The following is a 12,504-nucleotide window of genomic DNA, read 5'->3' as shown; positions in this document are numbered from 1 at the left end:
TAAATGTTTTTAATGTGTTGAAAAATGTGATTGTTCAACATTTATTCACAAATTGTTCATATAGTTATATTGTTTATGGTACCAAGGTCAATTATGATGTGTATTGGAAAGGTTTTTAGGGGGTGGATAAAATGTTACCCGTTGAACGGAGAAAGCAAATTGTTACATGGTTGAACCAAGAGGGAGCCTTATCAATTTCAGAAATCAGTAAACGCCTCAATGTATCGGAAATGACGGTTTATCGAGATATTAAACCGCTACTTGAAGAAAAGAAAATTATCAAAACCTCAGGCGGGATATCTTTAACACCGATCACGAATGATTTCTTGAACGCTTGTACATATTGTTTAAAAGAATCGAATAATCGTCACCCTGTCCAAATCATTCTGAATGATTTACGGGTAGAACAATTATGCTGCCCACATTGCGGACTGCTTCGTTATAAAGATATTGAAAAGGATGTCTCGCAAATAATCTGCCGTGATTTCCTGAGCCATTCAACTGTGAGTGCAAGGATGGCCTATTACCTTATGGACGCTGATTTTAACTTAAGTTGCTGTCAGCCGCAGGTATTAACCTTTGAGTCACTAAAACATGCAGAGCAATTTCAAAAGGGATTTGGCGGAAACATTCGAAGGTTCCAAGAAGCAGTTGAGGAAATTCAGAAGAGAATGAATGGCGAACACGACTGCACCTGTCATAAGTAGATGCTGAACTACAAGGAAGGGAGGTGGAGCTATGAATGTAAAAAAGAAAAGCAGTCTATTTTTGCTTACGCTTATTATTTTCATTTGTTTATTTCCAACTATTTCTTCTGCACATGCTTATATTAAAAAATCAACACCAGTAGAAAATGAAATTTTAGAAAAATCACCATCTCAGGTCATGATTCAATTTGATGAAACGATCCAACCGGAGTTTAACTCCATTCAGGTATTTGATTCAGACGGGAAACGGGTGGATAAAAAAGATGGCCGGATTGATCCGAAAAAGCCATCGATTCTGGAAAGTGATTTAGAAAAAAATCTACAAAATGGAACGTACCGAATCGAATGGAAGGTTGTATCCAATGACGGACACCCTGTCCAAGGTGTGATTCCGTTTCAAATTGGAGAGAACAGCACAGGGAATGCTGTTATTCATCCAACATCAAAAGGGTACTCTCCCACCGTAGATTTAATCGTGATACGGTGGCTGCAATACATCAGTAATGCCTGTTATGTTGGTGTACTCTTTTTTGTCTTAGTAGTCATTTCAAAAGAATCTGTTGAAAAGCCATTAATCAAGACAGTAAAGTTTTCGTATATATTCTTATTGCTTAGTATCCTATTGAATTTGCCGCTTCAGGCAACGATTTTAACAAGCAGCAGCTGGATAGATGTATTTAATTTTTCAACCTTGCAAGATATGATTTTAAATACCCAGTTTGGAGATATGTGGCTTGTACAGGTGGTCATGCTTATTATCCTAGCGATTCCTACTTTTTTATTAAGCAGGAATATATCCAAAAATAATGTCCTTAATTGGATATGTCTTGTTTTGGGAATCTGTTTATTGCTAACGAAATCATTAACAAGTCACGCTGCCTCTACAACCAACAAATTTCTTTCGGTTTTGATTGATTTCGGGCATTTACTGGCTGCATCAGTCTGGATTGGAAGCTTAGTTGCAATGATTGTACTACTGCCATTGGTCAAAAGTTCTAAAACCAAGGATGTCTATTTAAATATCATCGGAAGATTTTATAAATGGGGCCTCATTCTGGTAGTACTTTTAGCGTTTACAGGAGTATTCAGCAGCCTTTCCTATATTCCAAATATATACTCCCTCACCCATACAGATTATGGGAAGGTGTTAGTTGGCAAGGTAATTTTACTTCTTTTCATGTTACTTTTAGCCGCTATTAACTTTTTAAAAGGGAGAAGGAGGAAGGCAAAGGGACTTACCGGTACGATTTGGAGTGAATTGTTGATTGGAGCAATGATTTTAATCCTCTCTGTTTTGCTTACCAATTTGCCGACAGCGATGTCCGCTCCTGGTCCTTTTTTAGAAACGAAAACAGCAAATCATGGAAATAAGGTGCAATTAAGAGTTACCCCGAATGTGATAGGCGAAAATTTATTTGAGGTTACGGTAAAAGATAAAAAAGGACAGCGTTTGAACGGGATTGAGCAAGTTACCCTTACGTTTACTTCTTTAGATATGAATATGGGGGTTAATACGGTTACCTTAAAGAAAAAAGCCGAAGGAATATACAGCCTCAAGGGCATGAGCCTTAATATGGCCGGCAGCTGGAGAGTGCATGTACATGTGCTAACAAAGTCGCTTGACACACTTGATAAAGATTTCCAATGTATAGTAGGAAGTCAATAATAATGAATGAGGAGAATTCAAATGAAAAAAATAGTAGGGAAGATGTCGAGAATTTTTATTCCAGCGGTGATTAGTTTATTTTTGTTTTCCAGTATTGCAAGTGCACATGTAACGGTTACTCCGAATACTTCAACAACTGGTGCATGGGAAACCTATACACTTAAGGTTCCAGTTGAGAAAAATGTTGCAACCACCAAAGTAACGGTAAAAGCACCAGCGGGAATCGAAATTATGTCTTATCAACCGGTAGCGGGCTGGAAATATTCAGCCGATAAGGATTCAAGTGGTAAGGTAAGAACCTTTACATTTGAAGCAACAGGGGAAGGAATTCAAGCTGGACAATTCCAACAATTTGTCTTTGTTGCTAAGAACCCAGATAAAGCTACAAAAGCAGCATGGGATGCTTTCCAATATTATAAAGACGGAAGTGTCGTAGAGTGGACGGGGGATGAAAATTCAGATTCTCCACATTCCATAACGGATATTGTTACTGCAACTTCTACAGATCATCACGATTCTCAGCCTGCTGCCCATGAAGATAAGAAGCCTGCAGAAACAACAACAGAAAAGTCTAAATCAAACAACGCACTTCCAATCGCAGCCATCGCGATATCTGCTGTGGCACTTGTACTTTCATTACGTAAAAGAGGGTAAATACTACACAAAAGACCGGGGTTTCACTACCCGGTCTTTTTACATAACCACACTATCAGGAGTTGTCTTCTGATTTGTCTTTTTTACTGCTTGGACTAAAATTTTAAAGCCTTTTAAGGAACGCTGGAAAATTGGACTTTGAATAAAGGTGTATAAAAATGTTGCAATAAAGACGGGTCCACCTAATACTAAGCCCATAATTAAGACAAGACTTTCAACAATCATCCGTGCCTGACTAACGGAAAATCTTGTTTTGTCGGAGATGGATAACATAAAACCATCGCGCGGGCCTGCTCCAATCCCTGCTGCAACATACATTCCCCCGCCAATCCCGGTAATGACGACGCCGGATAGAAGAATCAGGTAGTCCACCCATGTATGGGTTGCACGTGGAAGGATATCTAGCCAGAGGAAAAAATCCATGACCGGACCAATAATCAAAGCATTTAAGAAGGTTCCGATATTGATATACCTTCTGTCAGCTACAAAAGATACAATAACAAGGAGCAGTCCGCAAATGACTGACCATGTGCCAATCGAAAGACCAAAATGATTGTATAAAGCAACATTCAAAACTTCCCATGGATGTAACCCAACATGCTTCACCTTAACTGCAATCGCATTTCCTAGTCCAAAACAGACTAACCCCGCGAAAAATAAAAAATATCGAAAAAGGATAACCACCACTTTAACCCCCAAAACTCAAACTGGACTTATCAGAATTTTGAAACCTATCTTACGATTTTAAAATATAGCGATAGTATTAGCAATTCATTTTTTTGAAATCCGCTAATATCCGTTAATAAATGTTTGTTAAAATAGTTTTGAATTGTTTTATAATTAAGAGAGTGAAAATTTTCAATCAGATAAAATATTATCCTGAAAAACTAATAGCATGAGGTGATTGGTAATGAAACTGGTTGCAGCAGAAAAGCTTCAGAAAATGACGACAAGCATCTTTCAAGAGGTTGCTGACCGTAAGCAGCAGGCCATAAGGAATGGAAAAGATGTAATTGATTTAAGCGTTGGGAGTCCTGATTTACCGCCCCCTGAATTTGTGGTTGAAACGTTAATTGACTTTGCCAAGGATAAAAGCAAATACGGTTATACCTTAAAGGGAATTGCTGAATTTCATGAAGCGGTAAGTTATTTTTATCGGCATCGCTATGGAGTCAACCTTAACCCAGAAACAGAGGTACTGCAGCTTATGGGGTCCCAGGATGGGCTAGCGCATTTGGCTACTGCTATTTGCAATCCTGGTGATTATGTATTAGTCCCGGACCCGGGTTATCCGATTTACGAAGCAAGTGTAACGATTGCGGGGGGTGTGGTTTATCCGATGGCGTTGCTTGCGGAAAACCACTTTCTGCCACAGCTTGATGAAATACCGTTAGAGGTTTTAGAAAAGACGCGGATGATGATTCTGAGCTATCCCGGTAACCCGGTGACGGCCCTAGCTGATCAGGACTTTTTTGAAAAAGTAATACGGTTTGCCAAGCAGCATAATATTTTGATTGTTCATGATTTTGCTTATTCAGAATTAATTTTTGATGGTCATCCGCAAATTAGTTTTATGTCGGTTCCGGGAGCAAAGGAAGTTGGCATTGAATTTAATTCTCTTTCGAAAACCTTTAATATGGCTGGCTGTCGGATTGGCTATGTTGTCGGAAATGAAGAGGCGCTGAAAATTCTCGGTGCATTAAAATCGCATATTGACTATGGCATTTTTTATCCCATTCAACAAGCAGCCGTCAAGGCACTAACTTCGGACTTTACATCACTAAGTAATCAGCTGAAGGAGTACGAAATTCGCCGCGATGCGTTAATTGCTGGTCTTGAAAAAAGCGGCTGGAGTGTACCGAAATCTCCTGCGACCATGTTTGTTTGGGCGAGGATTCCGGAGGGGTGGACCTCTCGCCAATTCTCCTTTGAATTGATTGACCAGGCAGGGGTAGCTGTTATTCCAGGTGATGCCTTTGGGCAATTGGGTGAAGGCTATGTACGGATTGCGATGGTGCATCCTCCGGAACGTTTAACGGAAGCGGCAGAACGGATTCATGTATTCTTAAAGGAACACTCGTATAGTGTGAAGTAATGATTTTCATAAGCTATCTAGAGGTATTTCTTCTATTCTCACTTACTTAATCATATATCTATGTAAAAGGCCTTCAATTTAGGTAATTGAAGGTTTTTTATTTGGAAAGGGAAAGAGGGAAAATAATGCCAAGCGGAATGCACCAAGTAGTTTTAGATTTGCCCATCGAAGTGGTTTGGGGGTTCGTGAAGGATATGGATCATTGGGCGCCACTTGTCCCTGGCTATATTCACCATGAAAAATTAGATAACCGCAGTTCTACATGGGAATTTAAAAGTGACATCGGGATTATGAAAAAAAAAGTTAAATTATTAGTTGAAATAACGGAGTGGAATGAGCCGACAAAAGTGTCCTTTACCTTAAAAGGAATAAAAGAAAAATATAGTGGCGGGGGCTACTTTAAGGCGGAAGCTCTCAGCGCAAACAAAACCAAAATGACAGGATTCTTGGATGTTAGTGCAAGCGGCGCTACAGCACCAATGGTCAATTCAGTTTTAAAAAATTCCATTCCAAAGCAGGCAGAGGAGATGGCTCTAGCGATCTCCACAAAATTGGAAGAATTAAGGCGAGTATGAGAATATGAAAAACCCCGGATCATTAAGTCCGGGGTTTTTCATATTTAAAAAATAAAGTTAAGAAAATCTTAAGCATCGAATGATACAGTTAGTCCAAATTAGAAAACTTTGATTTTTATTGATATAGGAGGAGTTTCGATGCAAAAAGGTAAAGGAGCGAAAATCATTCTTGCTGCATCCCTGGTCAGTATGGGTTCGTTCTCATACATCCCTTCAACCTACGCTGCCACCATGGATCAAACAGCAGTTCCGACGAATTCTCTGGAGCAAAATCCAAATACTTTATCAGGATTAGAAATTGTCGGCGTTCCACTTGATCAAACCTTTTCTCCTAGTCTCAAGGAGTACTCGGCAACCGTAGAAAATAATATTCCGGAAATTAACTTGGCTATTAAAAGTGAAAATCCTGAAGCAAGTTTAACAGTAAATGGTCAGCCTTTCCATGATGGATTATACACAATTCATACGAGAGAGAACACATTTGAAATAGCTGTTAGGGATGGAAGTCATTCTGTCAATACGTATAAACTTACCGTTAACAGAAAACAAAATAATAATAATCTGCTGAAAAATATTAAACTATCAAAGGGAGAGTTATCGCCTAAATTTGATTCATCCATAGTGGATTACAGTATCAAGGTAGATAATGAGGTGAAAACCCTTACGGTTACTCCAGAATCTATGAAGAAAACTTCCAGCATTCAGATCAATAATAAACTGTTTAAGGGTGAGAGGGATACCGTATCGCTGCCAGAAGGAAAATCAATTATAACTATTTTGGTTACGGCTGAAAATGGTGAAATGAAAACCTATACTTTACATGTAACAAGGGAGCGTAAACAAGCAAGCAAACCTCCTGTTTCACCAGCCCGAACGGTAAAAGCTGCAAATAATTCAAAAGCAAGTGGATCAAATAGAGGGATGAATCAAATACAGAAAACCATTCCAACTAAGAGCGTTACCCCTGTGAGTACTCAGAACAATCGCTCAACAAGTCAGACTCAAGCCACCGTTCAAAAAATAAATAAAGCAACCTTATCCTCTCTAACAGTATCGACAGGTACTTGGAATAAGGATTTTATTACAGACGAATATACCTACCATTTATCAGTTGCGAGTGATGTGAAATCCCTTACCATCAAGCCGACAGCGAAATACAGCGATTCCACCGTCAAAATTGAAGGTGGAAGCAGTCAAAATATTAAGCTGGATGGTAAAAAAACGATTATTTCTGTAGTTGTAAGCAATGGGGAAGACCGAAAAACGTATGTTTTGATTTTTAAGAAAAAAGTTGAAAAAAGTACATCCTCTTCAACGAATAATGATACCGCAGATTCAACTGTAAGTAGTGAAGCTAGTACCCAAGTTACCAATTCAAATAATAACCTAACGACAGTACAAACAAGTGCATGGCAGGGAAAAGGAAATCATCAATCTATATCCTTTTGGGGAAGGATTACGGAGAGTATTAGTCAATTTTTTAGTAAATTATTTTAAAAACGAAAAAAGCCTGGCTTTCAGCAGGTTTTTTTCGTTTTAACAATTAACAGGATAAAACCAGTAATGTGTTGGTTCAGAAGGATCATGAATAATGAAAACGCTTTTTTAATTTAATAGGGTAAAATTTTATAAAAAGGAAGGATTTTTATTCTACAATTTCCGAAAATTATGTTATATTATTATTTAAAAATTTATTAGAATTTTTCGATTAAGGGAAGGTGAGAACATGACAACGGAATTAAAAGTAAATGACAGCAGTCTTCCATTGCGTAGAGATGTCAAATTACTTGGCCAAATGCTTGGTGAAATCCTTATCAGTCATGGTGGGGTAGAGCTATTCGAAAAAGTTGAAAAAATTAGAAACATGTGTAAATCCCTCCGAAATCAGTATGAAGAAGAAATCTATACCGCTTTAAAAAAGGAAATCTCCACCTTAAGTAATCCAATGCGTATGCAAGTGGTCCGAGCTTTTTCCATGTATTTTCATTTAATCAATGCAGCGGAACAAAACCATCGGATTCGCAGACGCAGGCAGTATCAATTGGAGTCAGAAAACGTTCAACCTGCATCAATTGAAAGTGCGATCCTCTCATTAAAAGAAAACCATATATCGAAAGAAGTCATTCAGGAAGTTCTAAAAACGTTGTCACTTGAGCTTGTGATTACTGCCCATCCAACAGAAGCAACAAAGCGGTCGATTCTTGAAATCCAACAGCGGATTGCTGCAATTTTGGAGAAGCTTGATAATCCAATGCTGACAAAAAGAGAGAAAAAGAAGCTCGAAGAGGGTTTATTTAATGAGATAACCATACTTTGGCAGACCGATGAATTACGGCATAACAAGCCGTCCGTAATGGATGAAGTCCGCAATGGCCTCTATTATTTTGATCAAACCCTTTTTGAGGTTCTTCCTGAAATCCATTATGAGGTAAAAGACAGCCTTGAAAGAAATTACCCTGAAGAAAAATGGGACGTTCCAAATTTTCTCCGTTTTGGTTCATGGATTGGCGGGGATCGTGATGGAAACCCAAATGTTACTCATGATGTGACTTGGGAGACTTTAATTCGCCAAAGAAGAGTGGTGTTAAAGAAATATAAAGGGGTCCTGACCGATTTAATGAAGCGGTACAGCCATTCCACTACAAGGGTAGACGTAAGTGAAGAACTCCTGCAACTGCTGGAGGCGCAAGAAGATAAGTATTTAACGGAAGATAAAAAGTGGCCAGTTAAAACGGAGGTTTATCGCCGAGTATTTGCGGTTATGATTGAACGGGTGAGACAGGTAGGGAAATCTGAGGTTGGTTATCAATCGGCTGAAGAGCTGTTAAAGGATTTATACGTCATTCAAAGCAGCTTAAAAAGCCATCACCCTGCTGCCCATGAATTGCGGTCCATTCGAAAGTTAATTCGCCAAGTCCAGTTGTTTGGCTTTCACCTTGCAACTCTCGATATCCGAAATCATAGCGGTGAGCATGAAGCTGCGATTACTGAAATCTTAAGGAAAGTAAGAATCACAGAAAACTATGCCGAGCTTTCCGAAGAAGAGAAGCTTACTATTTTGCAGAATATTTTAATCGACCCTCGTCCGCTTCTTTTGCTAAATGAAGATTATTCAGAAGAAACACAGGAAATGATTAAAGTATTTCAAATGATTAAAAAGGGTCATGAAGTATTTGGAAAACGTTCCATTTCTGTTTATCTTGTAAGTATGACAAAATCTCCAAGTGACCTGTTAGAGGTACTAGTTTTGGCAAAAGAGGCTGGAATTTACCGTCTCCATGCAGATGGTACTTTGGAAAGCCATTTGAATGTGGCCCCGCTTCTTGAAACCATTGATGATTTATCTGCAGGACCAACGATTATGGAAACACTTTTCAAAATGCCGTTATATCGTAATCATTTACAGTTTTTAGGTGACCGGCAAGAAATTATGTTAGGTTATTCAGATGGAAGCAAAGATGGTGGAACTTTAACTGCCAACTGGAAACTTTATAAGGCCCAAATTGAAATTCATGAGATGGCCAAACGTTATGAGATTGGACTGAAATTTTTCCATGGCCGCGGTGGTTCTCTTGGACGTGGGGGCGGTCCATTAAACAAGAGTATTTTATCACAGCCAGCTGAAACAATCGGTGATGGCGTGAAAATTACTGAACAAGGTGAAGTATTGTCTTCGAGATATTTACTTGAGGACATTGCCTATCGAAGCCTTGAACAAGCAACATCCACACTGCTTAAGGTTGCTACACATGTATCAAAAGACGCTGATCAAGGGAAATTACGAAATTCTGAATGGGAAAAAGCGCTTGATGAAATATCAAGTGAATCTTTAGGAAAATATCAATCGCTCGTGTTTAATGATCCTGATTTTCTTACTTATTTTAACCAAGCCACACCACTCCGGGAACTTGGGGATTTAAATATCGGTTCAAGACCAATGAGCCGGAAAAAACAGGGGAGATTTGAAGATTTACGGGCGATTCCATGGGTATTCGCATGGACGCAAAGCCGTCAGCTGTTGCCTGCTTGGTTTGCTGCGGGGACTGGTTTAGACAATTTTGCCTCAAAGAATGGGAAGAATTTGACTTTGTTACAGGAAATGTATCAAAAATGGCCTTTCTTCCAATCGACAATTGATAACTTGCATATGGCTTTGATGAAGGCAGATCTTACAACCGCCAAGGAATATTTGTCACTCGTTGAGGATCAAACCATTGCTGAGAGAATTTTTACCACTATTCTTGAGGAATTTGAAAAAACAAAAGCCATTCTATTAAAAATAACTGGTGATCAAGAATTGCTTGATCATACGCCAAATATTAAGGAATCAGTCTATAGACGTAACCCATACGTTGATCCGTTGAACTTTTTACAGGTTGAGTTAATAAAAGAATTACGCAGCCAGAACGAGCCTAATGACGAATTGTTAACGGAGGTATTACTAACCATCAGCGGAATTTCTGCAGGACTACGAAATACTGGTTGATAAAAAAAAACAAACTCTTGATTACGAGAGTTTGTTTTTTCTATTTTAATGATTCTGAAAATTATATATACTATTAATAAAAATAGAAATCGGGTGAATAGGTTGGCGACTTATAGTCATTCAAGTATTTTATCAGAAAACGAGATTGATTTTTTATTGGATTTATTGCCTATTTCACAAAGCCGAATACCCGATATTTACATATTTGAAGGCTGGCAGGAAATTGCCACACTATCGGGAAATCTATCTTCTCGCTATTATTTACTAAAGCATCTTGTCAAAACTTCTATTTTTTCGAGCTATAATTATCAACAATGCAAAATTTTTATCTATTTATTCAACCTGCCCTACCATGATCCATTATTAAAAAAGCTGCACGGCGTTTTTTGCTTATTTCATGAAATGCGCCATCATCATCAATTCACTACAAATAAACATAAGTTTTTACAGGCACTATCAGGCCCCCCATTACTAGGTTCATCTTATTCATTTTCATGGGTGGAAAAAGATGCAAATAAGCATGCCATCAAGTGGATGCGCAGAAATCGAAACAAAATAAATCATCAATTTCAGCTGCATTTCCATCAATGGGATATTAGAGTGAATGAAGAAAATAAACTAAGAATACTTCCGGGCTAAAAGTTTTTTGAAGATGCAATCAAACTGATTGGGTCTTCTTTTTTTTGAACAAATTGTTAAATTTCGGGGAAAAATAGCCTTTGAAATATAAATGTAATATTATCATAACTTTTTTGACAAATTTAGATGATATACTACTAATTGCAACAAAAAAAGTAATTATTGGGTCATTTGTATGAAAATGACCATATACATAATGATAGAATTTATGGTTAATAGACGAGAATACATAGAAATTTGTCAAATGCTTGGCTTGGATTTTGTCGAAATTCAATGGAAAATTTGGCAATGGGAAAGCAGGGAATCAATTGAAAAAGAAACTAACCGTACTTAGTACGCTTGTAATGCTTGGATTTGGAAGTGCCTATTCCATTCCAGCTGTAAAAGCTGCACCAAATAACGATTTACAAAGTATTAAAGGTCAACGTTCGGGAGTTCAAGCAGGTATTTCAAAAGCAAATGCTGAAGTTACTAAGGTGCAAAGTGATCTTGCTAGATTAATAGATCAATCAAACCGAGTCGATCAGGCGATTAAAGATAATAATTCCATGATGGCGAAAACAGAAAATAACATTAAGGATTCGAAATCCCAGGTTCAGAAAATAGAGCAAGAAGTTGCTGTTATAAAGAAAAGAATTGATACACGCAATGAAATCTTAAAAAAGCGTGCCGTATCATACCAAGAAAGTGGCGGAACAGTTAGTTATCTAGATGTCTTGTTAGGTGCCTCCAGCTTTAGTGATTTTATTGATCGAATTGGTGCTGTTTCTACATTTGTTCAAGCAGATCAGAATTTTATAAAACAGTATGAAGATGATAAAAAGGAAGTTGAAGTAAAACAAGCTGCCGTTCAAAAAAAGCTGACAGAGCTAAAGGAAATGAAAACAGAACTTGAAGGTATGCATGAGCAGATTTTGGATCAAAAAAAGGAAAATGATACATTAAAGGAAAAACTGAAACAAAAAGAACAAGAACAATTGGATCGTATTGCGAAACTAAAAGGAAAAGAAAAGCAACTTGCCTTAAAAGAATATGAAATGATTCATGCAAATGATGTTGCACCTGCACCTGCATCTGCACCTGTATCTGATGACAAAAATAGTTCAGATAATAATAGCAACAGTTCAAATTCTGACAATAATTCTAGTAACTCTTCTTCTTCATCCAATCAGTCCGATTCAAATGATAATACTCCAGTAGCGACTCACTCCGGTTCAAGCGGAAGTGTTCAAGATGTCATTACTGCTGGAAATAAATATATTGGAAATTCCGTGTATGTCTTCGGCGGCGGACGTTCAGCATACGATGTTGCCCATGGAAGATTTGATTGTTCAGGCTTTGTTCATTGGGCCTTTGCACAAGCTGGATATAATATTGGTTCAAGTACGGATTCCTTAAAGTATGCAGGCAGACAGGTTCCTTCAAGCCAAATGAAGCCGGGAGACCTTGTATTCTTTAACACATATAAGACAGATGGACACGTTGGAATTTATGTTGGCGGCGGAAAATTCATCGGTTCCCAAAGCTCGACAGGTGTGGCAATTGCGTCCATGTCAAATAGTTATTGGAAATCAAGATTTAACGGCCGCGTTGTTCGAATTATTGAATAAAAACAAAAAGAGAAGCGGGAAGCCCCGCTTCTCTTTTTGTTTTTGGGAATTTTGCTAGTACCGTGTTTGAAC

Annotated in this window: 10 protein-coding genes; 9 read left to right on the top strand and 1 reads right to left on the bottom strand. The window is 38.1% G+C overall.

Features of this window, described 5'->3' with window-relative positions; translation table 11 throughout:
* Positions 1-131: 131 nt before the first annotated feature.
* Genes E2K98_RS02145 through E2K98_RS02135 form a run of 3 tightly spaced genes read left to right on the top strand, consistent with a single transcriptional unit; the run spans position 132 to position 3,027 of the window.
* A complete protein-coding gene (locus tag E2K98_RS02145; RefSeq protein WP_133332650.1) occupies positions 132-707 on the top strand; it encodes a DeoR family transcriptional regulator in 576 nt (191 codons plus the stop codon).
* 31 nt (positions 708-738) lie between these two features.
* A complete protein-coding gene (locus E2K98_RS02140) occupies positions 739-2,373 on the top strand; it encodes a copper resistance protein CopC (RefSeq protein ID WP_133332649.1) in 1,635 nt (544 codons plus the stop codon).
* A 21-nt stretch (positions 2,374-2,394) separates the two neighbouring features.
* Positions 2,395-3,027, top strand: a complete 633-nt coding sequence (locus tag E2K98_RS02135; protein WP_133332648.1) for a YcnI family copper-binding membrane protein — start codon at positions 2,395-2,397, stop codon at positions 3,025-3,027.
* Between the two features lie 39 nt (positions 3,028-3,066).
* On the opposite strand, the gene E2K98_RS02130 is transcribed toward E2K98_RS02135, so the two are convergent.
* Positions 3,067-3,714 (bottom strand): YczE/YyaS/YitT family protein, encoded by a 648-nt coding sequence (locus tag E2K98_RS02130; protein WP_133332647.1) that lies wholly within the window; start codon positions 3,712-3,714, stop codon positions 3,067-3,069.
* A 223-nt stretch (positions 3,715-3,937) separates the two neighbouring features.
* Here E2K98_RS02130 and E2K98_RS02125 point away from each other — a divergent pair, with 223 nt between their 5' ends.
* The 6 genes from E2K98_RS02125 (at position 3,938) to E2K98_RS02100 (ending at position 12,432) form a co-directional block, all read left to right on the top strand.
* Complete coding sequence (locus E2K98_RS02125; protein ID WP_133332646.1) at positions 3,938-5,122, top strand: LL-diaminopimelate aminotransferase; 1,185 nt, start codon at positions 3,938-3,940, stop codon at positions 5,120-5,122.
* 125 nt (positions 5,123-5,247) lie between these two features.
* Positions 5,248-5,697: a CoxG family protein gene (locus tag E2K98_RS02120; protein WP_133332645.1), complete on the top strand. Its 450-nt coding sequence runs from the start codon at positions 5,248-5,250 to the stop codon at positions 5,695-5,697.
* Positions 5,698-5,835: 138 nt separating this feature from the next.
* The gene (locus E2K98_RS02115) at positions 5,836-7,194 is read left to right on the top strand and encodes a cadherin-like beta sandwich domain-containing protein (protein ID WP_133332644.1); all 1,359 of its coding nucleotides are present in this window, start codon (positions 5,836-5,838) and stop codon (positions 7,192-7,194) included.
* Positions 7,195-7,423: 229 nt separating this feature from the next.
* Positions 7,424-10,183: a phosphoenolpyruvate carboxylase gene (gene ppc / locus E2K98_RS02110; protein WP_133332643.1), complete on the top strand. Its 2,760-nt coding sequence runs from the start codon at positions 7,424-7,426 to the stop codon at positions 10,181-10,183.
* Between the two features lie 102 nt (positions 10,184-10,285).
* The gene (locus E2K98_RS02105; protein WP_133332642.1) at positions 10,286-10,822 is read left to right on the top strand and encodes a hypothetical protein; all 537 of its coding nucleotides are present in this window, start codon (positions 10,286-10,288) and stop codon (positions 10,820-10,822) included.
* A 308-nt stretch (positions 10,823-11,130) separates the two neighbouring features.
* A complete protein-coding gene (locus E2K98_RS02100; protein ID WP_133332641.1) occupies positions 11,131-12,432 on the top strand; it encodes a coiled-coil domain-containing protein in 1,302 nt (433 codons plus the stop codon).
* Positions 12,433-12,504 lie beyond the last annotated feature (72 nt).

The organism is Bacillus salipaludis (genome assembly GCF_004358205.1).
The sequence above is the reverse complement of the archived record's forward strand: the minus strand, read 5'-3'. Positions and strand labels throughout refer to the sequence as shown.

Excerpts from the sequence above, each read along its gene's own strand:
- E2K98_RS02120 (WP_133332645.1), top strand. The coding sequence starts at position 5,248 with ATGCCAAGCGGAATGCACCAAGTAGTTTTAGATTTGCCCATCGAAGTG.
- ppc (WP_133332643.1), top strand. The coding sequence starts at position 7,424 with ATGACAACGGAATTAAAAGTAAATGACAGCAGTCTTCCATTGCGTAGA.
- E2K98_RS02125 (WP_133332646.1), top strand. The coding sequence starts at position 3,938 with ATGAAACTGGTTGCAGCAGAAAAGCTTCAGAAAATGACGACAAGCATC.
- E2K98_RS02115 (WP_133332644.1), top strand. The coding sequence starts at position 5,836 with ATGCAAAAAGGTAAAGGAGCGAAAATCATTCTTGCTGCATCCCTGGTC.
- E2K98_RS02145 (WP_133332650.1), top strand. The coding sequence starts at position 132 with ATGTTACCCGTTGAACGGAGAAAGCAAATTGTTACATGGTTGAACCAA.
- E2K98_RS02140 (WP_133332649.1), top strand. The coding sequence starts at position 739 with ATGAATGTAAAAAAGAAAAGCAGTCTATTTTTGCTTACGCTTATTATT.
- E2K98_RS02135 (WP_133332648.1), top strand. The coding sequence starts at position 2,395 with ATGAAAAAAATAGTAGGGAAGATGTCGAGAATTTTTATTCCAGCGGTG.